Raw genomic sequence first — 25698 nt, forward strand, 5'->3', positions numbered from 1 at the left:
TATCGCTATTGATTCTTACCTATGAAACATCCTTTCATATGGACTAGATTGGTTGACGGCTGAGAAAAACAGCAAACCAAAATAAAGAAGAGACAGTAACAAAAGAATCAGAAAAACATAAAAGCCGGTTTTTCCAGATTCCTTTTTTGATGGATCTTTTTTCTCATCATTTTTCATTACTACTAGCAGATTGTAAAAGAAGATCAGTTTCTAATAAAGAAAGATACCCAGTAAAACCATTGAAATATTTTTGAGAATATATCTTAGGATCACTAAGGGGATTAAGAGTCTTTAAAATTTATCCTCATTCCTATTAATTCAGAATATTAAAAAAATCGATAGATTTAGTAAGTATCAGACCACAGATGGATATGCGAAGCAGAAATTACTGGGTATTTATAGGGTCTTTTTCCAATGATTCCTGGCTGTACCCGGCTTAGTCTTCCTATTACCGTTACACTTTTCCCTTTCGTATAGATGGAAGGGTCAAGAAACTTTCTTGTGGAGACTAAAAACCTTCCATAGCTCAAGTCCGTTGCAAGAGGCACCTTAAAGCTCTTGGACAGGGGTTTGTGGATAACCTCCATCAAAGATCGATCAGGTAGGTTTTGGACTTGAGCAATGACTCCTCCGACAAACAATCGAGTCCCAATATAAGCCTCAGGATGCGCCATAATGGCAGAAAAAGGAGGTTCGGTTTTAAGAATGAGCTTTTCTTCTTTGGTAAAGGGACCTGCTAGAGAAAAAGTGGCGGTAGAAAAAAAGAGGAGAATGAAAAATGGAAGCGACTTTACCCGCATAAAAAAAAAATATTCAATTTATAATTTAATTTAGAAAAAGAATATTTTTTAAATTCAGAAAATCCGATTTTCCAAGAAACTAAAAGCTTTTTTAAGGAAGCTAAAAAAACGTTATGTTGAGCAATCATGGAAAATTGTCTGCATACTTTTTTACCTCAGGTCAAACGATGGTTTGAACATACTTACGGTGTTCCCACGCCGGTTCAAAAAGCGCTTTGGCCTATTGTTCGAGAAGGGAAAAATGTTGTCGCATCTTCCCCAACTGGCTCAGGAAAAACTTTAGCAGCATTCCTTGTAGTTATTGATGAGATTTGGAAAAACACCATTTTCTCTACGCCTTTTGAAAGCGTCTACCTCCTTTACATTTCTCCCTTAAGGGCTCTTGGAAACGACATAGAAACAAATTTAAGAAAACCCTTGTCTGAAATCCCTCATTTTACGAAATCTGGAGAGCCACGCCTGACTCCATTAACTATATCTGTTAGAACGGGCGATTGTTCCGCCTATGAAAGAACAAAACAATGCCTTCATCCCCCACACATACTAGTTACTACACCTGAATCGTTCTATTTACTGCTTACTAGTAGTTCAGGGAGAAAAATCCTGCAAACAGTTCGAACGGTCATTGTGGACGAACTCCATTGGATTGCAGACAACAATCGAGGGGCTCATCTTTCTCTTTCTTTAGAACGGCTAGAGCATGTCTGCAAAAGACCAATCCAGCGAATCGGATTATCCGCCACCATGCGCCCTATGGAAACACTGGGCCATTTTCTATCCCCTTCTGCTCCCTGCCACATTATTGATCTAGGAATACCCTCAAAATTAGACGCTAGGCTCGAACTTCCTTTTCTTCCTCTTGGGCATGTCATGCCGCAGGAAGGCTGGGATAAAATTTATCGCCGGATTATCCAATTAACCAATCACTACCACACTACCCTTGTATTCGTTAACACTCGAAGATTAGCCGAAAAAATGGCTCATCATCTTGGTCTTTTAATGGATCCAGAAAAGATTGGGACCCATCACGGCAGTCTTTCTAAAGAGACCCGAAAAGCCATAGAAAAAAAGTTTAAGGAAGGCAAGCTCAACGTTCTGGTCGCTACGTCCTCTCTTGAACTTGGTATTGACATTGGAACAGTGGAAGGAGTATGCCAGATGGGCTCTCCTCGATCGGTTTCCTCTTTTATTCAAAGAATTGGCCGGTCGAATCATAATCCTCAAAACGAACGGCTGGCTCATGGTCATCTTTTCCCATTGGACATCCATGATCTAGTCGAGTGTGTTGCCCTTCTGTATGCTTTAAAACAGGGTAAAATTGAATCTATCCACCTTCCGGAAGCTCCTCTTGACGTTCTGATGCAACAGATAGTAGCTGAAGTGGCTGCTGAACCTTGGGAGGAAAAACAACTCTATGCACTCTTTTCAAAAGCTTATCCCTACAGAAACCTATCTTTTGAAAAGTTTCATGAACTTACGCAATTGCTCTGTGACGGGTTTCATCCTTTAAGAGGGAGCCAACGCGCCCTCCTTTTTTTTGATTCCAACGGATGGCTAAGAGCCAAAAAAGGGGCAAAACTAAGAGCCTTAACTTCGGGAGGTACGATCCCGGATTCAGGAGACTATATTGTCGCTTTGGAGACTGACGAAACAAGGATCGGAACTGTCAACGAAGATTTCGCCTTAGAAAGCTTAATTGGTGACATCTTCCTTCTTGGAAATCATCCATGGAAAATCAAAAAGGTAAAACGGGGGAAAGTCCTGGTCGAAGATGCTGCCGGATCGAATCCTACGATTCCTTTTTGGCTTGGCGAAGCGCCGGCGAGGAGTCCTTTGCTAAACCAGACTATTGATACGATAAGAAAAGAAGCAGCCGAGTTCCTCCAATCTTTTCAGAACCAAACTACAGCGACAGCACTCTCAAAACATTTTGAAGAGCTTATTGAGATTTCTAAAGAAGCTGCTGAAGAGCTTGCTCGATTTTTTCTTCTGACCAACCTTACTCTTGGCACCATCCCGAGTGCTGATAATATTGTTTTAGAAAGATTTTTTGATCCTACCGAAGGCACACAGCTGGTTATTCATTCTCCCTTAGGGTTAAGATTGAATCGGGCATGGGGGCTAGCCTTGCGCAAAAGGTTCTGTAGAAAATTTAATTTTGAACTACAAGCTGCTGCTTCCGAAGAGGGATTAGTGTTATCCTTAACGACCGTTCACAGTTTTCCTCTCAAAGATCTGATGCATTTTCTTTCTTCTCATTCTGTTCGCGAACTACTTATTCAAGCTTTGATCGATGCGCCTTTTTTTGGAATCAGATGGCGATGGACGGCCACAACCGCTCTGGCTATCCCCAAAATAAGAGCTGGCAAATTCTCTTCTCCTTTAGTCCAAAAGATGGAAGCTGAAAACCTCCTTTCGCTTATTTTTCCAGAAGCAACGGCCTGCCTTGAGAATATCATTGGGAACCGATCGATCCCTAAGCATCCTCTTGTAGAACAAACCCTTGCCTATTGCTTGGAAGAGGTTCTGGACTGTAGAGGGCTTGAACAACTTTTAGCTTCCATTGAGAAAGGAGCCCTCCTCCTGACACATAGAGAGTCCACCAACCCTTCTTTTCCGGCAGTCGCTTTACTCTCCTCAGCCCCTTATACCTACCTGGATCCTGCCCCACTAGAAGAGCGGAGGAGCCGATCGGTTCCCTTTAAAACAACATACGATCCAGAAGAACTCACGATCAGGACGCAGCTCCAATCAGCAAGCCATCGAGCAGTTCATGGCTTCCTATTGGCAAAAACCAAAGGATCGAGAAGTCTTTTTTGATTTTCTTTCTTCTGTTGGGTTTCTAACCAATGAGGATAGAATATGGAGCCCAGGCAAAGACAATGGACTGACCGAATGGGCGGAAGCCTTACGTAAAGAAGGGAAGATTTTCTGTATCCATCTTTCTACTGGATACAACCTTTGGTTTGCTCAGCAGTGGCTTGCCTGCTTTTCAGCTCTTTACCCCAGACACTTCTCTAAGACCGATGAGAACGCTTCTATTAGTCTAGTAGAGGCTTTATCCAAACTACTGCAAGCAAGGCTTCAATACGAAGGGCCAGTGAGTTCTAAAAGACTTGCGCTTCTACTTAATCGTTCAGTCGAAGAGGTAGACACAGCGCTTCAATTCCTCGAGGCTCAAGGCGTTGTTTTTAGAGGTCATTTTCAGAAAGGATTAAAGGAGAGTACGTGGTGTCATCGTTCGGTCTTATCGCAACTCCATAAGCTTTCTAGAACCTACTGTAGGAATGCTATACAACCGGTTGCTATTGAGCTTTACCAACGTTTTCTTTACCAGTGGCAACGGCTGACAGCCGACACTAAAGCTTGCGGGCTAGAAGGACTTTTTGCAGTTCTTAAAATGCTGGAAGGCTATTTTGCGCCTCTGGAATCATGGGAAAAAGAAATTCTGCCTTCTAGAATGGAAAATTACGATCCTTCCTGGCTGGATCAATTAAGCCTTTCAGGAAGAATTGTCTGGGTGATTAAAAACAAAAGCAATAGAAAGAGTGCTTCTTTTAGCCATTCTTCCTGTTCAATAGCCTTCTTAGAAAGAGCACAGGCAAGTGTCTTTAAAAAACAGCCTTGTCTACCTATTCCTTCCTTAGCCCTTTCTTCTAGGGCAAAAAGACTGTATGAGCTGATCGTTGAAAAAAGAGCGCTTTTCTTTGATGAATTGTTAGGAGCAAGTAAAGCTGCCCCATGGGAAATAGAAAGCGATCTTAGGGAACTAGTGGGCTGCGGTTTGGTCAGAGCGGATTGTGTTAGTGCGTTACGACATTTTTTTTCTAAAAAGAAAAGACTCTCTCTTTCTTTAAGACTCGCTCTTTCTTCAAGTTGGGGAAGATGGACTGCTGAGACCTATAAGCTGAGTATAGAAAAAAAATCTACACCGAGATTATCAGAAACTACTGAGTCAGCTCTTTCAACTGAAAAGAAAATAGAAAAGCTTCTGAGAATGTTGCTGCGTCGGTACGGTATTTTTTTTAAAAAACTCCTCGAAAAAGAAAACGTTTATTATGGACTATGGCCTCAGTTGCTCCCCATCCTGAGGCTTATGGAAATGCGAGAAGAGCTCCTAGCCGGTCAATTTATCGAAGGGATGGGAGAACAGTTTGCACTGCCTGAGGCCATTACCATGCTTAAAAAAATAAAAGAAGAGGTATCCTCTCCTTTCCAACCTTCTGTATCAGTTTTTGATCCCTCCTCCCTTAGTGAAATAATTAAGAAGCCAGTCCAACAGTAGAATAGGCTCGTTCATTAAAAAAAAGAGAGCCGTCACAGATCTTTTAAGCGAATGGCCTCAACCAAAAGAGGAAACTTTAGCCAAAAAACTGAAAGCGATACTTAGGATGACTCAGAGTTTTCGGTTGCTGCCTTTAATAAGAAGACATGTTCTTTAGGATTATAATCGAGCTTTTCCAGCTGCTTGGCTTTTCGTCGGATCAAAGAGGTCCACCAATTTGAAATTTGGCGAGTGGTTTTTCCAAGTTTAAAGGCAAGATCTTTATTAGAAATTCTGCCTCCCGCTTCAGCCAGTATCGCCATTACTTTTTCTGTTCTTATATTATCCTGCCCTCTTCTAGAAGACTCCACAAATTTAAAGTAAGATTTTTCAAGTCGGATATTTTTTAACTCCTTTCTATGTCTGCTTAAAAAGACCCTTAAGGAACTCGATTTGACTCCTAACTTAGCGGCTAAGTCATCGATATGTATTGGCGCTTCTTTAACAATTTCAATAAATTTTTCTACAGTCAGCCGACTCCGACCTCTTAAAGAGGATGGAAGGGCTGCAGGCTGAACGAATTTCTTCAGTGCGACCCGTTCTTTTCCAACATACTCAATATCTTGCGAATGCTCTGTAAGCATCTTCTCTACGGTAGCTTTTGGGCAACGAAGTTTATCAGAGAGCTCATCAAGAGTAATTCCTGATTCTCCTGCTTTTTCAATCACCTTTAAAAAAATATCTGAAGAAAGTTTTGGAGATTTGTCCTCCTCCAAAGTCTCTACATTCAAATGCTGTAATTTGTCATTTGTAAGATGTAACGAGACAATAGATTTAATAAGCTCGTTGACTAGATTGATGGTTTCATCTGGCAAGGTTCGAAGTTGAATGGCTGTAGCCAAAAATTTTTCATAAGCTTTCATAATAAAAAATATGAATCAAAGTTATTAACAATTACAAGATAGAATGCAAAGAAATCTTTTTTTGTAGCATGTATGCTTTTATATTGAAAATTCAGAAGCCATATCTTCGTTAAAACCTCAAAAATTGTTTCATTGATTGTATAACTTTATTATTTTTTCAATTTTTTATTGACAGCAGTATTGGTTAATGCTTCCGTTCTTCTCTCCAAGAAAGCTGTGTGATTCTCTCTAATGGATTAGGAATAAGGATTAGGCAGCAAGCGCAATCCTTTTTAACCCTAAAATATAGAAGAACTTCTACTACAAGGAATAGGAAATAACGAAGGATTCTCTCATATATAGAAAGGAATAGGAATTTATGATTTTCTCTCCGTTTGTTTCCAACCTAAAAAACAAAAGGCTTCCCAAGGATTACGAAGATTGGGAAAAAAATTTTCCAGAACTGTTCTTTTTAGAAGCAAAGCAACCGAAAGTTGAAATCTATTTACAATCGATCCAATTTTTATACCCTCAAGAATCGATTGTATCCTTAACAACAGAATCGGCCCGTAGAATAGATAAAATTGTCAGAGTAGAAACCTCACATAGGACATTCCTTTTAAAACAATCCAGGCCATGGATTGATTGTTGTCCGTCCAGTCGAGCGCCTATGGGACGAATTCTCAAAGAAGCAGAGTTTTATTCGCTTTGCTCCAAAGATTCCATACTGAGAAGCTATGTACCCTCTCTGCTTTATGTAGACAAAACAAACTATTTGCTCATCTTATCCGAGCTCGGGAAAAAGGATTACTCAGCAATCTATGAAAAAGAGCCCTTCTCTATCGACGAACTAACTTCTCTCCTCGATTTTCTATCTTATCTGCACTCCACCTTTTACCAAAAGAAAATGATTGTGAAGTTCGAGAATCAAGCGATGCGTAAGTATCACTGGAGGAATCTTTTTGTCAGCCCCATGAAACAAAAAAAATCGCTTTCGGATTACAAAAAAAATGAGAGCATCAATCGGCTGAAACGAAAGTTTCTTGCAGACTGGAAATTTTACTCTGCGATGAAACAGGCTGCGTATCACTACTTAGACCAAGGTCCAACACTGATTCATGGAAATTTTTTACCATTTAGCTGGATCCGAACAGGAACCGGTGTTGGGATATCCGATTTTGAATCGATGATTTGCGGAAGACCAGAAATCGACCTGGGCCTACTTTTATCCCACCTTCTTCTAGCTGGATTAGTGGAGCATTTTTTTTATGCTTTAAGCTATTACAGGTTGCCGGAGAGCTTTGAGCTAACTTTGGCATTTAAAATCGCTGGAGCTGAAATCTTTCGAAGATGCATAGGACCTGACGCTTTGGGATGCCTTACACCGCAAACAAAAGAAAACCTACTTTCTACAAGCTATATGTTACTAACCGAAGAAAAAGAGGTGCTTTTTCAATCGATTCGGAAGATGCTTAACCGGCAATTGACTTTTTAGCTAGTCTGCACCCTCTCCAATTAACCGAAAAAAAAACAGCTTGTTTGAATAGAAAGACCATACAAGAAACACTACCGGCTCTTTCTATCATCCTCCCTTCTCCATAAAAGGCTATTCATAGCCACTATGTGTTTGTTATAAGCTTTTGCTTCTTGAATTGCAGATAGACACCAACTGCTACAGGAAGCGGCGTGGTTGACTACAAGACAGTTCTTTGTTTTCTCTTTTCCTCTTCTACGAATCCTTAGCTTTCGGGTCTGCAGAGAGTAAACCCAAAGGAGGAGGAGGAGAAAATAGAAAAATTTTTAAAATTTACGTAGTTGACTCTGACGCAACATGAATCTCAATTCCCAGACACCTAGCCGAAGCTGTTCAGATCGAATGGCAGCGACTCCTCCTTTATCAAACGGAAAGGCCTGAGGTCTACTGGCACCAATAAAATCGGATAGAAACTCAGCAAGACTTGGCATATGACCAACAAGTAAAAGAGAGGATTGGCTATCGTACTTTTTAATCACTTCCAGTAGTTCAGAGGCCGAATGCCCATTCTCCAGTTCAGGAATAATCACCACTTCGTTCTCAAATTTCAATGTCTGGGCTATCATCTTTGCCGTTTGCAAGGCTCGGTTTAAAGGGCTACTGAAAATTACATCAGGTTTTATCCCAAGCTTCTTAAATCCTTTTCCCACAATCTTTGCTTCTTCTTTACCTTCAGGAACCAAATTTCTCTGAGCATCCGTATCCGCTTTTGGTTCGGCTGTTGCATGACGAATCAAATAAAGATTCATAAAGGACACCCCCTTGTTGATTCTTTTCTTTTTACATCCTTTTCCCCACTTAGGTCAATGATCAGTTCCTCTGAAGAAAACGACGAAGCAGATAAACCATAGAGTTTTTTCAGTAGCTTAAGAGTTGGCGTATAAAAAACTAAGAACTCATTCAGAAAGCTTTTTACTTCGAGTTTTCTTTTTAGAATGCAAAGAACCATATTAAAGACGAACTTTTTATTCAACAAAAGGAGAAGAAAAAAATGGCCTCTACATTTGATACCCTAAAACTCAGTAAGCGGCTAGAAGAAGCTGGTTTGACTCAAAAACAAGCTGAGATTATCTCTGAAGCGCTTGTTGAAGGATTTCTTGAAGAAAATAAAAAAACCGCCTCTTTTAACGCAGAACAGCGGCTGGAAATGCAACTGAGTCTTCGGATAGACAAACTAGAATCAAAAATTGAAAACCTGGATAAACGCCTCTCTCAATATTTTGGATTACTCATGGGGAGCATCGTTCTTTTAGGCATCATTTTAAAAATCCATCTCTGAAAAAAATCTTCAAAGAAATGTATTTTTAGCAGTTCAGTCCTCTCTAAAGATCAGTTGATAAATTCCTATCACAAAGATACAACTGTTTATCTTTTCTAAAAAGAATCATAGTGGCCACAGGACACTTGAGCAGCAGTGGAACAAAGTATTAGAGAAAAGTCGTCAGATTGCCAAAGGGAACGGTAATGGAAGAGAAAGGAAAGGCATTAGGTTTTTATGAGACATAAAAAACTATCTGACAAAGTTTTAACAGATCACCTAGGCAAACAAGTGGATTGACAGTACACTATGGCACCAGATTTTTAGATAGCAGACGAAATGCCAGCAATAAGATTTCAGACTAGTAGGCATAAGACTGAATTTTATGTCTAGAAAAACAAGGATGACATACTTCCTATTCCATGTCAGTACGCTTTGATTCTAATCAAGAAACGAATAGAGAGCAACAAGCATGGAGTTTCAGAACACAGCAAAAGAAACAGAATCTAATTAAAAATCTCTGATAGTTTTGGGTGGAAAAACGGTTCTAAGCGCATTAAGCAATGAGAATACATCAATGATTTCTTGAAAAATGGCTCCTTCTACTGGGGTCAATCCTCCTATAGCCGCAATGCCCATGCCCATGCAGCTTAGCATCATTCCACCAATAGCACTCTGCAGGGCAATCATCCTCATTCTTCTGCCGATATGAAGAAACTCATCGACCTTCATCAACGTATTTTCCATGATAACAACCTTAGCCGCCTCTGTTGTCGGCTCACTATTTAATCCCACAGCAATCCCAACGGTTGCCACCATCATGGCTGGAGCGTCATTTATGCCATCGCCTACAAACAAGGTTTTTGCTTGGTTAGTCTCTTTTCTAACAATTTCAAGTTTTTGCTCAGGGCTACATTGAGCATATAGGGTGGATACACCCACCTGTTTAGCAAGATAACGGACTTCAGATTCTCGGTCACCAGAAACAATAAGAACTTTTTTAAATCCATGTTTAGCCGATAAATGAGCGATAAATGGTTTACTTTCTTCTCTTGGAGCATCTCGAAAACGAAAAGTAGCCGCATACACCTCATCGATCAACACTACGCATTCCAACCCTTCACTTTCTCTAGGCATCTGTTCTAGCCCCTTGATATTAGAGGGCAACTTGGACCTAGTTGTAATCCTAACACTCATTTTTCCAAACTGTCCGTAAAGACCTTTTCCTGAAGGTTCATGCACTTCAGAGAGCTCCCTGAACTCGATTTTCTTTTCTGTAGCCTTTTGCAAAACAGCCGCTGCCAGCGGGTGCTTTGAGTATCGTTCTAGACTTGCAACTAACTCAAAGACAAACCGGGGTTCAAAAAAGCTAGCATAAGATTCTTCCACAAGCTTAGGCAGTCCATAAGTCAATGTACCAGTTTTATCGAAAATGGCTGTCTGGCATTTGCTGATGAGTTCAAGAGCTTGACTGTCTTTCACTACAATCGATCGACGCGCACAAAGTGAAATGGACCCAAGGATCGCTACAGGAATCGCCAAAAGCAGGGGACAAGGAGTAGCAATGACCATAACTGAGAGGAATCGAAGTGGACTACTAGCAACCATACCCGCTGCAGTAGCTATAAAAATGGCCAAAGGAGTATAAAAAGCCCCTATCTGTTCAGCAAGCCTTCTTATTCTAGGCTTAGCTTCTTCGGTTTTTCTAATGACCTCCATTATTTTTGCATAGCGAGAGTCTTCCGGTTTTCTAAGAACTCGGATGCGAATAGCCGCATTCCCATTAATAGCTCCAGAAAGAACCGTGGAACCAACTGTCTTTGAAATCATGAAAGGTTCTCCAGTCAAATAACTTTCGTCCATGACCGTTTTGCCTTCGATAACGACCCCATCGGCTGGGCAGATTTCGTGTGGATAAATGATAAGCTCGATTCCCTCGATCACCTCTTTCAAACCGATATCTTTGACAGAAGCATTCAGTTTTTGATGAGCTACCGTGGGCATTCTTTGGGCAAGCGCTCTCAACACGGCAGAAGCATGATAGATAGCTAATCTTTCTAATAGCTGTCCACCGCTCAGCATCAAAATTACTATTGCCCCTGCCAAATATTCTCCAAGAAGGAAAGAGCTAATGATCGAAATTCCAGCCAGAAGATCAGAACCAAACTCAAGGCAAAACAATTTCCATCCCAACTCAATGAGAAGAGGGATACCACCGATACTGTAGCTAAAAAAAAGAGGCAGAGTGGCAACAAATGGCTCTAGCTTCAATAAATAACGGAGCACCACATACGCAATAATAGAAAGCAAAGAGCCAAGAGCGATGAGCTCAGTCCCTTTCTCTATGAATGTCCTTTTTTGCCCCACCGTTTTTCTGTATGTTTCTGGACTCATAGACAGCCTCTTTCTAAGGATTACATCCCATTGTCTCTAAATCAAAAACAAAGACATGTTCTCTGATGACATTGTCCTATCAAGTATCTTCCTATTGCCTCTTAACCTCTAGGGTTATGATTTATTAGCAAAATTGGTATACAGAAACGGTAGGCAACCACCTAGGAAGTTCATTATGGTTTTATCCGGCTTGCAAGATCTCGAACATAAGCTAAGATTGCGCCGATTATTGTATGGCTTTCCAGGAAGTGGTTCTCTCATATAGAGAACCATTCCTCTGTGTTCGACCAATGAATAAGACAAATGATAAAAATGCTTTTAGTTTCATGCTTTAAAAAAAAGATGAAAGCATTGTTGGAATCAGAGGGATAAATGACAGCCCCAAGCAACCTGCTGCAAAGCAAGGACTAAAAATTATGCTTTTCTAAACTTTTCCCTAGTATAGATGTATAGATCTTATTTAAAAAAACATTGAATTTAGAAAAAGCTTGAAAAGTCTAACAAAGAAAATCCTTATCCTTTCTAGCATTTTTTTATGCTCGCTTACCCTTTTTCCTCATCCTCGCTCTTTATCAAAGCAAAACCATCATTCTCAAACCATAGTCCCCTTTGCTGAACTACATAAAAAGGTCTCCATACTGGGCACCAAACCAAAGAACGTCTGGACCTATGGGAAATTCACAGCTTGGGCACCAGTGAAGGATGGGGTATTTGCGGCCGGTTTTCCTAAGCTACTCAGTTATAGTTTCTTGCAAAAAATGAGTTCTTTTACAGTATCTCCAACCGAAGTCATTGTACAGATGGCTATTTGCGAAACAGCCTTTGATATTCCTGGACTTAAAGAAGGAACACGATTTGAAATTGCTGAATCAAATCCAGCGGAGGTTCTTGAAATGATTCAAGCCGGCTCCTTTTATGCTAGGCTAAGGCTTTCCTCTGTTCCAAAAATTCTATCGATTCCCAAAGCCGAAAAATTGGAAAAAAAGGAAAAGCAACCTACGTCAAGGAAGGGAGCCGGCTCCACTGACGAAACGCTTGAAGAGGGAGAAGCAGAAACAGGGCAAGAAGAAAGCAACAATAGGACAGAGAAAAGACCGCTGATCGTTCATTTTTCGGACATAGGCAAAGCTTTTAAAAAAAGAGGCATCCACCCAATCAATACTTGGACTTATGGAAGGTTTTCTGTGGATTCTCCTTACAAAGATGGGCTTTTTATTGCGCATGAAGCTGGTCTTGCTACGCGTCGAATTATTGAAGGAGTGATCACTGCCGGCATCATCTTCCCTTTTGGAGAAAGGTACGATAGTGCGATATTTTCTTCGAGTCTACCACACCTAAAAATCGACAAAAAAGATATCATCGAAATCACTAAAGACCGTCCAGCAGAGGTAAAAGAAATTGTTCGCGCTGGAGGATTGATCGTTCGGATCGAACTAGCGCATCCTCCGAAGATCGAAAAAGAAGGGGCTTCAAATGGGGCCAAGGACTTTTTTGCTCCACTGATTCGAATTTTCTCTCCCTAGCGTCTTCTCTCTTGCAATGATTAAATGGATAGCTCTTGTTGTAACTTTTTTATTCTCAAGAGACTTTCGTCCAAATCTTCTTTAGCTGCCATTACTATGGCAGGCACTTCGTCGATCTCAATTGCTTGCAATAAGCTTTTGCCTTCTGAATTAAAATGCTCGATCCACCAGATATTTTTGTACTGACAATTCTTGATGAGACAGTCCCCGTAGCCTTTGACGCGGATAAGCGTCTTGCCCAAGCCTAAAGTCAACTTTAAAAACTCCTTGTCTTTCAGGGACAGTGGCAAGAGGCTAAGCTGGATAACCTGAGGTTTTTCTTCTATTACATACTCAGTCGCCAGCCGGCTGATTTCTACCAGAAGATAGGGTGAGTTCATGAGTCCACCACTGGAAAGGCCAAGTTCTTTAAGAGAAAATCTCGGAATAGAGGGAAGAGACCTTTGAGTTTCCAATAAGGCAGAAGGCAATTGGCCTACTTCAAGCCATTGAAGCCTATTGGAGAGACAAATGGCCCAAAGTCCAAGAATTTGAGTCTCGAAGATAAAAAGAGGGAGTGGCTTATCAATAGTGATTTCGACTTCCCCTACGCTTAGGAAATTGGCAACTGATTGGATATCAGTGGGCGCGCTAAGAGATATTTTTTCTGACTCCTTCCTACTCTGTGCCTCAAGGAAAGAATAGAAGATTCTTTCAAGCAGTGTTTGCATTTCTATCAACCTATGGTCGATCATCCCGAAAAGTCCTCCAGCCGTTGATCATCGTTTCGATGACACTGACTCTCCCCAGAATATCCTCACGAATTACGACATAGACATGGAGCAGGATAAAGATAACAAACAGCCACATTCCTAAATGATGAAAGGTATGCAAGTTTTGGCTGCTACCGAAGATTGGAAGGACCCAAATTGTAAACAAGTAATATGCCCATGTTCCCATCCCATCCATTTCTCCAAATAAAGCCAATCCAGTGATAAGCATGAACCAGTCTAAAAGGAAAACACAAAACGTTGCTAACCGATTCAATGGATCCGCTCCAACATATTTTATAGGCTCTTTTTCCAAAAACAGGTACCACTTGATTTTTTTCAACACTTCAGTCCACCAACAACGATCAAACAAAGGTAAAAGAAGAAAATCCCTTCCAAACCTATTGCCAGCAAGCGCCCAATAGATTCTAATCATAAGTCCTACATCGAACAGAAGTGCTGCTACAAAATGAACGTATCGGATAAAGGCAAAATTATAATGCCCGAAGGCTTCTCCTCCGATGCTTGGCGGAGGATGTGCAATGAAATACCCGCTGAGGCTTAGAACGAAAATAGATGCCGCATTAATCCAATGCCAAAGCCTTAGGGGGGCTTCATACACATATACCTGTTTAGTCTTAAGAGTCTTTTCTTTCATTGGCTTCATGGAGGATGCTTTCAAACCACTCTCAGTTGGGCCAGTTTCCTTCCTTTTGCATCGATGAGATGGGTGGAACAGGCCAAGCAAGGATCAAAACTATGGAGGATGCGTAAAATCTCTAAAGGCTCTTCTGGCTTTGCCAATGGGGTATTCAGAAGCGAGGCTTCAAAGGCACCCATCTTTCCTTTTGGATCTCTAGGCGAGCCATTCCAAGTGGTGGGAACAACGGCTTGATAATTTTCGATTTTTCCATCTTTTATCCGAATCCAATGACCAAGAGCGCCTCGAGGTGCTTCGACCAAACCGACCCCTTTGGACTGAATAGGCCAACTGGCTGGATCCCACTTAGTGGTGTCAGCTGTTGTCGTTTGACCAGATTGAATGTTTGTAAGGAGGCGTTGATAAAATCTTTTGAGCAGCTTTGCGCAGAGAGAAGCCTCCAATGCCCGAGCAAGTGTTCTGCCTAAAGTGGAAAAAAGGGCTTCTAAAGGAAGCTCCAATTGACGAAGCGATCGTTCAATCAGTTCTTTAAATTCCTCTCTTCCCGAAGCATAACCGATCAGAAACCTTGCTAAGGGCCCCACCTCCATAGGCTCTCCTTTAAACCGCGGGGCTTTAATCCAAGAATATTTACCTTGTTCATCCAACTGTTGGATGTGTGTTCCGCTTCCCTTGGTGTTTGGCCCTAAGACAAAATAAGGTTCAGTTATCCCCTCCCAAGGATGCCTGCTTTCGGCAGGATCAGGGTATTTATACCAAGAATGAAAAACATATTCTTGGATTTGAGACGAGTCCCTGGGATCGACCTCATGGACGTTGTTCAAATTCCCATTGAGGATCGCTCCTCGCGGAAAGCAGAGATGAGCTGAAGATTGATCGCCTGCCTGCTCAGGGATTTCCCCATAAGAAAGAACATTTTTGGAAGACAGACCTCCGCCATAAAGCCAATCTTTATAGTAGGAGCCAATCGCAAGAATATCTGGCAAATAGACCGTTTCAACAAACTCAATCGATCGGTCAATAATCGAAGAGACTAAGTTGAGCTGACTCATATTAACGGGGGCTCCTGCTCCCATGGTCTCGTCGATATTAATGGCACAGGGCACCCCACCAACAAGCCAATTAGGGTGAGGATTTTTTCCACCAAAAACCGTATGGATTTTTACAATTTGCCTTTGAAAATCCAAAGCTTCTAGATAATGAGAGAGAGCTAACAGATTGACTTCAGCAGGCAACTTATAGGCTGGATGCCCCCAATATCCATTTTTAAATAACCCCAGCTGGCCGCTTTCCACAAACCGCTTAAACCTATTTTGGATGTCAGAAAAATACCCTGGAGAGGATTTGGGATAGGAAGATATTTTCTGAGCAATTTCAGAAGTGGCTTTGGGGTCGGCCTTTAATGCGCAAATGACATCGATCCAATCGAGTGCATGCAAATGATAGAAATGGACCAAATGGTCCTGAACCATTTGTGCCAAATGCATAATATTACGGATACAGTTGGCATTGTCTGGAATTGTTATGCCAAGGGCATCTTCCACAGCTCGTACCGAAGCCAAAGCATGTACGCCCGTACAGACTCCACAGATTCTTTGGGTAAATGCCCAGACATCTCTTGGATCTCTTCCTTTGACGATCAGTTCAATACCACGCCACATGGTTCCACTAGAGACTGCATTGTGGATCGTATTGTTTGCATCAATATTCACTTCACAACGCAGATGGCCTTCAATCCGCGTGATCGGGTCGATCACAATTCTACGCTCTGAGCTGTTCAACGGAGAACTACCCGAAACCTTTTGTTGGTCATTCATCCTTTTTTCCTTTTTGGTCTTTTACAGCATCAGCCGCCGAGGCTTCTTCTCTTTTCTTTTTGAAAATCCCACTAGCGACTGCATGCGCAGCCATCCCCAGGCCTGCTGCTCCAAGAAGGCTAAAGCCAAGCGTATCGGCATCCGTTTCGACTCCTAACAATTCGATCTTCGACAGCCTACTATAAAAAGGACCATTATCCCAGAATCCATCCTCCGAACAGCCAATACATCCATGGCCAGCCTGAATCGGAAACGCTACTCCTCCGTTCCACCGAGTAGTCGAACAGGCGTTATAGGTCGTCGGCCCACGACAGCCCACCTTATACAAGCAATATCCTTTCTTTGCCCCTTCATCATCCCACTGTTCCACAAACTGCCCCGCATCAAAATGACCACGCCGGTAGCATTTGTCATGAATCCGCTGGCTATAAAACATCTTTGGCCTGTTCTGAGAATCCAATTCAGGGAACCGGTCAAAGGTGACCATATAGGTGATGATTCCCGTCATGACTTCTGCAATAGGAGGACAACCTGGAACACGAATAATTGGCTTGTCCTGAATGATTTTATGGATAGGAGTCGCCCCTGTAGGATTAGGTTTTGCTGCTTGCACACAACCGTTAGAAGCACAACTGCCCCAAGCAATCACTGCTTTGGCATCTTTTGCCGCCCACCGAAGGTGTTCTAGGAACGGTTTGCCTCCGACTATACAGAACATTCCGTTTTCTTTGGTTGGAGGATTGCCTTCAACGGCTAAAAGATACTTGCCTTTATAATTTTCAACTGTTTCTTTTAAGGACTGTTCGGCCTGCCATCCGGAAGCAGCCATGAGCGTCTCATCATAGTCAAGAGATATCATTGATAGAATCACATCTTTAACAAGGGGATGGCCTGAGCGAATGAAGGATTCTGAACAACATGTGCATTCCAAGCCATGGAGCCATATAACGGGTATTCTCGGCTTGGTTTCAAACGCATGGAGCATCTGCGGGACTACATCTATGCCAAGCCCCAAGCTGAAAGCTGAAAGAGTACAAAACTTTATAAAACTCCTTCTGCTAATTCCTTGTTTATGAATCAGAGCATAAAAACTTTCTTCTTCGTATTTCATTCGCCCTCTTTTCCCTTCCATTATACCCCAGCCCCCTGGCTCTCAACAATTGAGCTTTGGGCCTTGATAAAGGCTCTTCGAATGCCCTATAAAAGTCATCTTCTCCCTGACGATACTATTAGGGTTTTCCACGCTTTTACGATCAGGATAGTCCATCCGAAAACCGAATGGAATAAAGAATCAGAGCTAAAAATATAATTTGTAAAAAGATAAATAATATTAATTATTTTTATATATTACTAAAATTAAATTTTTAGATAATATTTTATTTACTTATACTTCTTTTAGGTGTATAAATTTTATTAATTAAACCAAAGGAGAAAAATATGGCAAAAGTACTTTGTGTTCTTTATCCCGATCCAGTGGATGGCTATCCAAAATCTTACATTCGGGATTCGATCCCTAAAATTGAAAAGTATCCAGATGGTCAAACGGTGCCTAATCCCAAGCGGATTGATTTTGTGCCAGGGGAACTCTTAGGATCTGTTTCGGGAGGGCTCGGTCTAAGGAAGTATCTGGAAGAACTTGGACACGAATTTATTGTTACTTCGGATAAGGACGGACCCAATTCTGTTTTCGAAAAAGAGCTACCCACTGCTGATGTCGTCATTTCTCAGCCGTTTTGGCCTGCCTATTTAACTCCTGAGCGCATTAAGAAGGCTAAAAATTTAAAACTGGCTATTACGGCAGGGATTGGTTCAGATCATGTGGATATTCAGGCAGCCATAGAAGCAGGCATAACTGTCGCCGAAGTTACCTATTCCAATAGCATTAGCGTGGCTGAGCATGTGGTCATGATGATTCTTTCGCTTGTGAGGAATTATCTTCCTGCGCACGAATGGGCTGTCAAAGGAGGCTGGAATATAGCCGATTGCGCCGTAAGAGCTTATGACCTGGAAGGGATGCATGTCGGAACCGTCGCAGCAGGTAGAATCGGACTGGCCGTGCTCAGAAGACTAAAACCCTTCGATGTCCACCTGCACTATACAGATCGGCATAGGCTGCCTCCAGAAATCGAAAGGGAGCTCGGTGTTACCTATCACCCAGATGTTTATTCAATGGTCCCTCATTGTGATGTCATTACCATCAACTGTCCTTTGCATCCTTCTACCGAGCATCTTTTCAACGATCAGCTTTTTGAAAAATGCAAACGGGGTGTTTTTATTGTGAACACCGCTAGAGGTAAAATCTGTGATCGAGACGCTGTGGTAAGAGCTGTGAAAAGTGGTAAAGTCGCAGCCTATGCAGGAGACGTTTGGTTCCCGCAACCTCCTCCTGCCGATCATCCCTGGAGAACTATGCCTTACAATGGGATGACTCCCCATTATTCAGGAACAACCCTTTCAGCTCAAGCTCGATATGCTGCCGGGACAAGGGAAATTTTGGAATGCTTTTTGAGGGTCGGCCGATCCGAGAGGAATACCTGATTGTAAAAGGCGGCAAGCTTGCAGGAGTCGGGGCCCATTCCTACACAGCAGGCAGTACGACAAAAGGGGTGGAAGAACTATTAAAAAATAAATAACAATCCAGGTTTTTAACTAATACCACGGCTTTTTCTCCATTCAGGAGAAAAAGCCGTATTTTTTCTATCAGTCTTCGATCGGGAAAATCTTCTTGAGGATCCAGCCTACCACCACTCCTGCGACAAATCCACCCACATGAGCCCACCAGGCCACTCCTCCTGCAGCCATACTTTCTGGACTCATTGCCATCAGAGAGCCACTGAAAAGCTGCATGAAAAACCAGAATCCTAAATAGAAAACCGCGGGAATCTCAGCAAAGGTATACCATCCAAAAAAGGGCACTAGGGTGATGATCCGACTATAAGGATAAAAAACAAAATAAGCGCCTAAAACGGCTGCAATGGCTCCAGACGCTCCAATAATAGGTAGAGTGGAATGCGGATCAGAAACGATCTGAACAATTTCAGAAACAAGACCACCGAAGAGATAAAAAAAAAGATATCCTATGTGACCAAAACGATCTTCGACATTGTCTCCAAAAATCCAAAGATAAACCATATTCCCAAGAATATGAAAAAACCCTCCATGCAGAAACATGGAGCTTATAAAAGGAATGTAGCGGTGTGGATCTAACGTATCCCCACCAAATTCAGTCCAATAGACAAAACGAACAGGCACATTGCCATAATCCAGAAGAAAATTTTGTAGTTGTTTGCCAAGAGATAGCTCGTAAAGAAAGACAAGCACATTGGTCAAAATTAACAAATTATTTACATATGGTCTTCTAGTACTGGGTATGGTATCAGCAATGGGAATCATACGACACAAATTACTTTTCAAATGATATCTTTAGAAAAGCCGAACTCCTACAAAACAAATAATAGCCTTATTTTTTTAAAAAAACCTATCCGAAAACAAGGATTTTACCTAACTTCAACAAAAACGAAAATGCTTGCCACTGTCCGTTCCAACTTACTATTTTTAGAATAAAGCAACCCGTTTTTTCTTTTTGTTATTTTTCCACCTTTTTCTAAAATGAACACGATAGATAATTCTCTTGTCAAAACAGCTCTGGCTTATGGGAAAACTGTAGAGGAAGTCCTTAATGCCCTTAAAAAACAAGGGATTCGCCAGCCTGAATTCTCAATTTGTTTTGCCTCAAGCACTTTTAATCAACAACAGGTAGTCAGTCAAATTAAACAATCATTAAGCGGTCATCTGTGGGGACTATCGAGCGCTGGGGAATTTAACGGCATAGAAGAAGCGATGACTTGTGGGGGTATTTTCATGCTTTCCATTGAGCCATTAGCAAATGTCTTAAAATCCAATGTTTCCTATGGAACCATTGGTGTCGACGCCGAAAACAGCGCCAAAGCCATCGTGCAAAAAGCCTTTGAAGGACTTCATTTTGATCCTGAACTCCTCTATTTAGGATTTTCCGGGAAAAAACCGGCGGATTTGCTCAAAGCTACTCCTTTTTCTTTGCTTGTCGCTCATTCTCAGATTGGAACCGAAGAGAAATGCCTGAAAGGCATTTGCGAATATGTTGGGCGCGGAGTCCGAATTTCCGGAGGGAGCGGGGCTGACTCTCTCTATTTAGAAAGAGTCACCGAGACCTACTGTTATGCAGACGAGAAGGCAGAAAAAAACGCTCTTTCGGTTCTTGCCCTAGCCACTACTCTAAAGAATGGGGTAGGCATAGCAAACGCTTTCCGTCCCGTACCTGGCAAAGGAGCGTTTGTAACAGAAAGCTTTGGAAGAGTCGTCTATTCTTTAAATCACCGCAGAGCTGCTGATGTCTATATGGAGTTGACCGCTTCTTCCTCATGGCAAGAAGCCTTTAATGCTTTTAATAGTCATCCTTTTGGAATAGTAGAACCAGTGAGTCACTACTGGCATATCCATAGCCCGGCTGCCATCCAAAAGGATGGTTCGATGGCGTTCTTTTCAGAAATTCCTCAAGGCTCAGGAGTTTCCTTGCTCGAGGCTGATTCTCAAAGCCGGATTGAATCTACCCGTTTGGCCGTACAAAGAGCCATAGCCGATGCGGGGTATCCTCAAAAAATTGCCGCCGTTGTGCTCTTTAACTGTATCCTTTGCCACCAACAGTCTGAAAGACTTAGAACCGGAAGAGCAGAAATCCAAGCTGTTAAATCTGTAGTCGGCGAAAATGTACCCCTGATTGGAGCTTCGACTTATGGGGAAACAGGCTACACTATCGCAGGCACTGTAGGCCATCACAATCAAACTACGACGGTCTGGCTGCTTGGCGATGAGCCGATTACCCGTTAATGCCCTTAGCTGATTCAAAAAGAACTAGGGATTGGATTTTCGTGCTGGAACCTCAAACAAGGAAGCTTCGTTGCCTGTCCGCAATTGAAAATCACAAACTTTTTTCCATAAATTTCTTATTTTTTCTTTTCTCTATCCGTTTTCAAGGTTACGTTTACAACCATTCTTTCAACATGCACCGAAAGATTGGTAAATGGGTCCTTGCTTTTTTGTACTGTGATTTAATCCTCGCCTTTTCTTCGTTGCCAGGGTCTACGCTTTCTGTAATCACTAAAAATGTATCGGATAAAATCCTCCACTTTTTTGCCTATTCGATTCTCGGGTGGCTTTTTTGCCAAGCTTCCATGAAACTTCTCTATGGGATAGCCCTCGCTGCACTCTTTGGAATGATCGACGAAAACTATCAAAGACTTATCCCTGGCCGACAATGTGATTTTTATGACTGGTTAGCAGACTGTCTTGGAGCAACCGCTGGTGCAATCCTTAGCGTTGGCATGCTTAGACTTTCTCAAGCAAAGAAAAAAATGAACCATTTTTCTGATTATAAAAATATAAAACTAAAGAGAAATAAATAACTCTCCTAGCTAATGGGCGACACTTTCAGAATTAATTTCCAAGAGATGGCCATCGGGATCCAAAAGAAAGATTTGAGGAAACCCAGCAACACTTTCCAGATTGATCTTTAGTCGGAAGGCTGGATCGGTTGACTCTTCGCTGTAGCCTCTTTCTTTTAGCCAAGTCAAAGCCTCCGTTATGTTTTTAACCCGAAAAGCGACGTGTCTGGCTTTGGTGTCTATCCTAAGGCTTTCTGTATTAGGGAGTGGAGAAGACCCAACGGTTAGATGCAGCTGCTGGTTTCCAACCTCAAACCAAGCACCAGGAAAAGAAAAAGGAGGCCTAGCAATCTGTTTTAAACCAAGGACTTCAGTATAAAACCGAATCGAGCGTTCTAAATCTTTTACGGGAAGAGTAACATGGTGGATAGCCTGCATTGCAACCATAAGAAAAAGAATCTTATTGTTTTTTTAGTATCTCTCTGGTAAGCTCTTTTCAATTCTAATTTAAAAAAAACGTATATGAAATGCTGGTTTTGCGAAGAAGAAGCCCGGGGAACCTGTGCAGCCTGCGGTCGAGCCTTATGCCATCATCATGCTCATATCCATGATGAAATGACGTTGGCCAAGTCGGATACAAGTACTGGTTATAGCAGTTACTATAATGTCTACGGTGCCTTAAAATGTTCTGAATGCAAATTAGAATGGCGTTCGTACAAACCACATGGCTAACGATCCCCCCCTATGCTATGAGGGGAAAATTGATTTAGGAATGAGTCAACTGCCTAATTCTTTCCGACAGGTTCCATCGACCAGGTAACTCCTCTATCCACCATCTTTTGGTGGTTTTGACTACATCTAGTTTTCTTCTAAATCCAAATTCAAAGCCCGCTGGAATGAGTACGCCATCGCTCTGCTCATAGGCTCGATGCAGTTTTAACAGAGCTTCTTCAAAAGAAGCACAACGTGCAGTGTCATGACTCTCAGGAAAACCAATGAGTTTGATCGATTCCCGCCTGTAGAGTTCCCGCTGTTGCGGCCACCATTCCGCTTTCCCATCCCACCAAAAAATGGAGCTTGCCATATAATCAAAGCCGCTTTTGGCAATGCTGACCACCTGTTCTGGAGGACAACCTAAAGCTTCTCCAAAAAACAGAACTTCCGGAAGGATCGACCGGCCAGAGGCAATCAACTCTTTCCAAATGGCTGGTGAAATCCCATAGGCGTAATCCGCTCTAAATCCATCGACTCCCAAATCCAACCAGTATTTAATGACCGATTTCTGATAATCAACGAGACCTTTATTTGAATAGTCAAGCTGAGCAAGATCTTTCCAACTAATCCACTGACCATTGTCAATACAACCAGGATTTTTTGGCTGTCCTCCTTCCCAAACAATCCAATCAGGATGTTCTTTGATTAAAGGAGAATCTATGGCAATGTGATTAGCCACCAGATCAACCCATACTTCAAGCCCTTGCTGATGACAAAGGGTTACAAACCGCTGGAATGCTTCTTCGGTTCCATATTCGGGAGCAATCGCCTTTGGGTTTAATATGGAATAGATACTTCCAGAAGCACCACAAGGGCTAATTGGATTAAGAAAAATTACGTCAAAACCCATCCAAACAATCCTCTCTAGATGATTTTCCCAATCCTTTATGGTACCCAAAAGCCTTGGGAAAATGTTATAGATCCAAATTTTTTTCTGCTCTCTTCCCATTATTCTTTAAGTTTTTTTTAATTTAAAAATAATTAGTGAATAATCAATAAATACTTATGAAAGCAGCCTAGCCCTCGCCCCTGTTATTCCAATAAGCAGACTTTACAAGTAGGCACCTTCTTTTTTAAGGTATTGCTTTGTAAGCTTGATCAATCAGTTCATAAAGCTTAGGAAGCCACGACTCCCCCAGAAGAGATAACAACTCGTTTCTGATTGCAGTAATAGTTTGCGCATTTCTTGAAGTTTCCTTGTATATTCAGGCTCACTGTGCGCAGGTTGTTCTTTAGCTTTTTCCCAGTACTTGGCACTGAGTCTGTAGATGGCTTCTAGAGCTTGCTTTTGGGATTGAGAGCCTGTCCACTGTGAAAAATCGTATCCTGAGGTCGATCCAACATTCCATGCCCCAGTCTGTACGTGCACCTTCTCTGTCGGAGGATGTTGCTCAAGATAATCAGCCAGAAATACCAATTCAATATCTCCTTGAGCCTCAATTTTTTCCAGATAAGGTGAAAAGAAATAGCCCCAGAAATTCGCCGAATCGCTTAAGTTTCTAAACCATCCTCCATTTTCACCGTCCGTCCATGTTGTGATCAAGACAGGAGAAGCACATGACTTCGTCTTATTCTTTGCTTCCCCCATGAACCATACCGGATCCATTCCGCTTTGTTGGGCATTGCTTAAATCTCTTTCTCTAGGGACAATGGCAATACTTTTCCCTTTCCATTCGGCAAGATACCCCTGATAGGGGGAGGCAGGTTGACCGTCTTGTCTGCGAATATGAGCACTGTCCACAATGACATAGCTATAGCCCGCCTCCACCAAATAAGGGATCATTTCCATGGTAAAACCCATTTCGGGAGGAAAAAAACCTTTAGGCCTTCTGCCGAAAACCTTTTCAATACATTGGCGATGCAGCCATAGTTGTTCTTCCCAATCTTCTTTAGGGATAATGGGAAAGACGGGATGAAAATACCCCATGCCCACAAGCTCGATATTAGAAAGTTGCTTGTAGGCCTCAAGCATTCTTCCAAGATCAAGAATATCTTGACTCTTTTGCTGGATTGAAGGATCTAAAAACTGTTCCAGCAAGGTCCCAGAAAAGCCAAAATGGACTTTGGCCTTATCTCCATACCGTTTTAAGAAGTGGATAGGCCGTTCATAAGCTAAAAGAATCTGCTGTGCTTCCCACCGATTAGTATCTAACAATAGATTCAAATTCCCTAGAGGTTGATGCATATGAAGGCCAAGGGCATGACATATTTTTGGCATAACCACAACTCCTTTGGATTCCATCTTTTAAGAAGCCCCTCACAAATGCCCTAAAATAAGGAATAATAACAACGTTCCGTTAGTGCTGCAACTGAATCCCAACTAAACGATTCTTCTGCTGCCTTTCGGCCGTTTTGGCCCATCCAACGACTATGCTCAAAATTTTTCATGATTTCGCAACAGCCCCATGCTATCGATTCTGGGGTTGGATATACCTTATAGCCATTTATCCCATGCCATACAAATTCTGAACCATTATGCGTTGCGATGACAGGCTTGCCCGCTGCCCACCCCTCAAGAACGGCTATGCCAAAGGGCTCGTTCCGCGAAGGAAGAACAACCGCATCCACCGCACGAAAAAGATCATGCAGATCCGCCCCAAACCTATGTCCTATGAATCGTACAGCATGCCGGATACCAAGCTGCCAAGATCGAGATTCCAGCTGAGAGCGCAAGTATCCATCACCCGCAAAAATGAACTTGGCGTTGCCATTGAATTTAAGAATCCAAGGAATCGCTTCTAAAAGAAGATCTGGGCCTTTCTGATGGGTCAATCGGCCACAAAAAAGAAATGTTGGATCCATCGGTCCAATACCATATCTTGCCTTGACTGCTGCCGGATCAATAAAACCGCTAAAAGGAGTCACACTAATCCCATTGGGAATAACCCAGATTTTGCCTTCCCATTGATGATAAATGGAAACAATTTCCCATTTCAACTGATTGGATACAGCTATAATTCTATCGGCATAATGAGCACCTTCTCCTTCTAGGTGACGGATCCTAGCAGAATTGCCTCCATGATGACAGTTCCCACAGCGACCATATTCCGTAGAATGAAGGGTAAAAACAAAGCGTCTGCCACGACCCCATTTTGCCCATTTCCCAGCCATTGAGGTCAACCAGTCATGCGCATGGACAATGTCAAAGCCCCCAGCATAATCTTCTTCCTTCCAAAGATGCCCAATAAATGATCTGCATAAATTATGCATTTCGGTTACAAAATCTGGATGAAAAGCAAAATCACACCGATGATAATGCACCCCATCAATACAATCATAGTGGCTCATCCAATTCTGTCTTCTAGTAAAAACATGTACTTGATGGCCCCGACGGGACAACGCGGCGGCTAGCTCTGTCACATGTACAGCTAATCCTCCAACAGCAATTGAATGAAGAGTTTCCCAAGACAACATGGCTATTTTCATAATGTATTTTAAAGACTCAACAGGTTAACATTGTGATGATTAATACAATAAATCCAGATTATAATCTATAACCACCCTAGAGCAGAGTAAGGGTTTGCCTAATTTAAAATAAATATTTTTCTGTATATTGATTTAGAATTTTTTTTGCTTATTGTTCTTTTTTAGCCATCAGCCCT

21 protein-coding genes and 1 pseudogene are annotated in these 25698 nt (G+C 42.0%); 9 read left to right on the top strand and 13 right to left on the bottom strand.

The genetic code is table 11. From position 1 onward, the window contains the following. Positions 1-344 precede the first annotated feature (344 nt). Positions 345-800 carry a Slp family lipoprotein gene (locus kam1_RS06165; RefSeq protein ID WP_143958317.1) on the bottom strand — a complete coding sequence of 152 codons (456 nt, stop codon included), beginning with the start codon at positions 798-800 and terminating at the stop codon, positions 345-347. 126 nt (positions 801-926) lie between these two features. Here kam1_RS06165 and kam1_RS06170 point away from each other — a divergent pair, with 126 nt between their 5' ends. Continuing rightward, complete coding sequence (locus kam1_RS06170; protein WP_052250396.1) at positions 927-3620, top strand: DEAD/DEAH box helicase; 2694 nt, start codon at positions 927-929, stop codon at positions 3618-3620. After that, on the top strand, positions 3574-5085 hold the full coding sequence (locus tag kam1_RS06175) for an Lhr family helicase (RefSeq protein WP_143958318.1): 1512 nt from the start codon (positions 3574-3576) through the stop codon (positions 5083-5085). The genes kam1_RS06170 and kam1_RS06175 overlap by 47 nt, the downstream gene beginning before the upstream one ends. A 101-nt stretch (positions 5086-5186) precedes the next feature. Here the strand turns inward: kam1_RS06175 and kam1_RS06180 are convergent, their stop codons facing one another. Beyond that, the gene (locus tag kam1_RS06180) at positions 5187-5987 is read right to left on the bottom strand and encodes a hypothetical protein (protein WP_039720710.1); all 801 of its coding nucleotides are present in this window, start codon (positions 5985-5987) and stop codon (positions 5187-5189) included. A 358-nt stretch (positions 5988-6345) separates the two neighbouring features. Here kam1_RS06180 and kam1_RS06185 point away from each other — a divergent pair, with 358 nt between their 5' ends. After that, complete coding sequence (locus kam1_RS06185; RefSeq protein WP_143958319.1) at positions 6346-7461, top strand: phosphotransferase; 1116 nt, start codon at positions 6346-6348, stop codon at positions 7459-7461. A 305-nt stretch (positions 7462-7766) separates the two neighbouring features. Here the strand turns inward: kam1_RS06185 and sixA are convergent, their stop codons facing one another. Then, a complete protein-coding gene (gene sixA / locus kam1_RS06190) occupies positions 7767-8249 on the bottom strand; it encodes a phosphohistidine phosphatase SixA (RefSeq protein WP_039720707.1) in 483 nt (160 codons plus the stop codon). 242 nt (positions 8250-8491) lie between these two features. On the opposite strand from sixA, the gene kam1_RS06195 reads away from it, so the two are divergent. Then, positions 8492-8779 (top strand): CCDC90 family protein, encoded by a 288-nt coding sequence (locus kam1_RS06195; RefSeq protein ID WP_039720705.1) that lies wholly within the window; start codon positions 8492-8494, stop codon positions 8777-8779. A 489-nt stretch (positions 8780-9268) separates the two neighbouring features. Here kam1_RS06195 and kam1_RS06200 read toward each other — a convergent pair whose 3' ends face one another. Beyond that, positions 9269-11152 carry a heavy metal translocating P-type ATPase gene (locus kam1_RS06200; protein ID WP_039720704.1) on the bottom strand — a complete coding sequence of 628 codons (1884 nt, stop codon included), beginning with the start codon at positions 11150-11152 and terminating at the stop codon, positions 9269-9271. Positions 11153-11640: 488 nt separating this feature from the next. Between kam1_RS06200 and kam1_RS06205 the strand changes: the two genes are divergently transcribed. Then, a complete protein-coding gene (locus tag kam1_RS06205) occupies positions 11641-12675 on the top strand; it encodes a hypothetical protein (RefSeq protein ID WP_039720703.1) in 1035 nt (344 codons plus the stop codon). A 20-nt stretch (positions 12676-12695) separates the two neighbouring features. Here kam1_RS06205 and kam1_RS06210 read toward each other — a convergent pair whose 3' ends face one another. The 4 genes from kam1_RS06210 to kam1_RS06225 are packed head-to-tail and all read right to left on the bottom strand — an operon-like array spanning position 12696 to position 17013. Next, entirely contained in the window at positions 12696-13409 is a 714-nt protein-coding gene (locus kam1_RS06210) for a hydrogenase expression/formation C-terminal domain-containing protein (RefSeq protein WP_052250395.1), read from the bottom strand. Continuing rightward, on the bottom strand, positions 13396-14082 hold the full coding sequence (gene cybH / locus kam1_RS06215) for a Ni/Fe-hydrogenase, b-type cytochrome subunit (protein ID WP_244945986.1): 687 nt from the start codon (positions 14080-14082) through the stop codon (positions 13396-13398). Before cybH ends, kam1_RS06210 begins: the two co-directional genes overlap by 14 nt. 20 nt (positions 14083-14102) lie before the next feature. Beyond that, positions 14103-15902, bottom strand: coding sequence for a nickel-dependent hydrogenase large subunit (locus kam1_RS06220; RefSeq protein ID WP_039720702.1), 1800 nt, complete (start codon positions 15900-15902; stop codon positions 14103-14105). After that, positions 15895-17013, bottom strand: coding sequence for a hydrogenase small subunit (locus tag kam1_RS06225; RefSeq protein ID WP_039720818.1), 1119 nt, complete (start codon positions 17011-17013; stop codon positions 15895-15897). The genes kam1_RS06220 and kam1_RS06225 overlap by 8 nt, the downstream gene beginning before the upstream one ends. 326 nt (positions 17014-17339) lie before the next feature. Here kam1_RS06225 and kam1_RS06230 point away from each other — a divergent pair. Further along, positions 17340-18535 (top strand): annotated as a pseudogene (locus tag kam1_RS06230) (NAD-dependent formate dehydrogenase). 67 nt (positions 18536-18602) lie between these two features. Here kam1_RS06230 and kam1_RS06235 read toward each other — a convergent pair. Beyond that, positions 18603-19295 (bottom strand): rhomboid family intramembrane serine protease, encoded by a 693-nt coding sequence (locus tag kam1_RS06235; RefSeq protein WP_143958447.1) that lies wholly within the window; start codon positions 19293-19295, stop codon positions 18603-18605. Between the two features lie 216 nt (positions 19296-19511). Here kam1_RS06235 and kam1_RS06240 point away from each other — a divergent pair, with 216 nt between their 5' ends. Together kam1_RS06240 and kam1_RS06245 are read left to right on the top strand one after the other, a co-directional pair. Next, a complete protein-coding gene (locus kam1_RS06240; RefSeq protein ID WP_039720700.1) occupies positions 19512-20768 on the top strand; it encodes an FIST signal transduction protein in 1257 nt (418 codons plus the stop codon). Next, a complete protein-coding gene (locus tag kam1_RS06245) occupies positions 20768-21343 on the top strand; it encodes a VanZ family protein (protein WP_079254220.1) in 576 nt (191 codons plus the stop codon). Before kam1_RS06240 ends, kam1_RS06245 begins: the two co-directional genes overlap by 1 nt. A gap of 9 nt (positions 21344-21352) precedes the next feature. On the opposite strand, the gene kam1_RS06250 is transcribed toward kam1_RS06245, so the two are convergent. Further along, positions 21353-21769, bottom strand: a complete 417-nt coding sequence (locus kam1_RS06250) for a VOC family protein (RefSeq protein ID WP_039720699.1) — start codon at positions 21767-21769, stop codon at positions 21353-21355. A 75-nt stretch (positions 21770-21844) separates the two neighbouring features. On the opposite strand from kam1_RS06250, the gene kam1_RS06255 reads away from it, so the two are divergent. Further along, complete coding sequence (locus kam1_RS06255; protein WP_134390579.1) at positions 21845-22054, top strand: hypothetical protein; 210 nt, start codon at positions 21845-21847, stop codon at positions 22052-22054. Positions 22055-22088: 34 nt separating this feature from the next. On the opposite strand, the gene kam1_RS06260 is transcribed toward kam1_RS06255, so the two are convergent. The 3 genes from kam1_RS06260 to kam1_RS06270 all read right to left on the bottom strand — a co-directional run bounded on the left by kam1_RS06260 (position 22089) and on the right by kam1_RS06270 (position 25522). Beyond that, complete coding sequence (locus tag kam1_RS06260; protein ID WP_235276729.1) at positions 22089-23045, bottom strand: alpha-amylase family glycosyl hydrolase; 957 nt, start codon at positions 23043-23045, stop codon at positions 22089-22091. 153 nt (positions 23046-23198) lie between these two features. Then, positions 23199-24338 (bottom strand): polysaccharide deacetylase family protein, encoded by a 1140-nt coding sequence (locus kam1_RS06265; protein WP_244945989.1) that lies wholly within the window; start codon positions 24336-24338, stop codon positions 23199-23201. Positions 24339-24364: 26 nt separating this feature from the next. Beyond that, positions 24365-25522: a glycosyltransferase family 4 protein gene (locus kam1_RS06270; RefSeq protein WP_039720698.1), complete on the bottom strand. Its 1158-nt coding sequence runs from the start codon at positions 25520-25522 to the stop codon at positions 24365-24367. Positions 25523-25698: the final 176 nt, after the last annotated feature.

The sequence above is a fragment of the Methylacidiphilum kamchatkense Kam1 genome, from assembly GCF_007475525.1.
Lineage (GTDB): Bacteria > Verrucomicrobiota > Verrucomicrobiia > Methylacidiphilales > Methylacidiphilaceae > Methylacidiphilum > Methylacidiphilum kamchatkense.

Excerpts from the sequence above, each read along its gene's own strand:
- kam1_RS06165 (WP_143958317.1), bottom strand. The coding sequence starts at position 800 with ATGCGGGTAAAGTCGCTTCCATTTTTCATTCTCCTCTTTTTTTCTACC.
- kam1_RS06170 (WP_052250396.1), top strand. The coding sequence starts at position 927 with ATGGAAAATTGTCTGCATACTTTTTTACCTCAGGTCAAACGATGGTTT.
- kam1_RS06175 (WP_143958318.1), top strand. The coding sequence starts at position 3,574 with ATGGCTTCCTATTGGCAAAAACCAAAGGATCGAGAAGTCTTTTTTGAT.
- kam1_RS06180 (WP_039720710.1), bottom strand. The coding sequence starts at position 5,987 with ATGAAAGCTTATGAAAAATTTTTGGCTACAGCCATTCAACTTCGAACC.
- kam1_RS06185 (WP_143958319.1), top strand. The coding sequence starts at position 6,346 with ATGATTTTCTCTCCGTTTGTTTCCAACCTAAAAAACAAAAGGCTTCCC.
- sixA (WP_039720707.1), bottom strand. The coding sequence starts at position 8,249 with ATGAATCTTTATTTGATTCGTCATGCAACAGCCGAACCAAAAGCGGAT.
- kam1_RS06195 (WP_039720705.1), top strand. The coding sequence starts at position 8,492 with ATGGCCTCTACATTTGATACCCTAAAACTCAGTAAGCGGCTAGAAGAA.
- kam1_RS06200 (WP_039720704.1), bottom strand. The coding sequence starts at position 11,152 with ATGAGTCCAGAAACATACAGAAAAACGGTGGGGCAAAAAAGGACATTC.
- kam1_RS06210 (WP_052250395.1), bottom strand. The coding sequence starts at position 13,409 with ATGATCGACCATAGGTTGATAGAAATGCAAACACTGCTTGAAAGAATC.
- cybH (WP_244945986.1), bottom strand. The coding sequence starts at position 14,082 with ATGAAAGAAAAGACTCTTAAGACTAAACAGGTATATGTGTATGAAGCC.
- kam1_RS06220 (WP_039720702.1), bottom strand. The coding sequence starts at position 15,902 with ATGAATGACCAACAAAAGGTTTCGGGTAGTTCTCCGTTGAACAGCTCA.
- kam1_RS06225 (WP_039720818.1), bottom strand. The coding sequence starts at position 17,013 with ATGAAATACGAAGAAGAAAGTTTTTATGCTCTGATTCATAAACAAGGA.
- kam1_RS06235 (WP_143958447.1), bottom strand. The coding sequence starts at position 19,295 with ATGATTCCCATTGCTGATACCATACCCAGTACTAGAAGACCATATGTA.
- kam1_RS06240 (WP_039720700.1), top strand. The coding sequence starts at position 19,512 with ATGAACACGATAGATAATTCTCTTGTCAAAACAGCTCTGGCTTATGGG.
- kam1_RS06245 (WP_079254220.1), top strand. The coding sequence starts at position 20,768 with ATGCCCTTAGCTGATTCAAAAAGAACTAGGGATTGGATTTTCGTGCTG.
- kam1_RS06250 (WP_039720699.1), bottom strand. The coding sequence starts at position 21,769 with ATGGTTGCAATGCAGGCTATCCACCATGTTACTCTTCCCGTAAAAGAT.
- kam1_RS06255 (WP_134390579.1), top strand. The coding sequence starts at position 21,845 with ATGAAATGCTGGTTTTGCGAAGAAGAAGCCCGGGGAACCTGTGCAGCC.
- kam1_RS06260 (WP_235276729.1), bottom strand. The coding sequence starts at position 23,045 with ATGGGAAGAGAGCAGAAAAAAATTTGGATCTATAACATTTTCCCAAGG.
- kam1_RS06265 (WP_244945989.1), bottom strand. The coding sequence starts at position 24,338 with ATGGAATCCAAAGGAGTTGTGGTTATGCCAAAAATATGTCATGCCCTT.
- kam1_RS06270 (WP_039720698.1), bottom strand. The coding sequence starts at position 25,522 with ATGAAAATAGCCATGTTGTCTTGGGAAACTCTTCATTCAATTGCTGTT.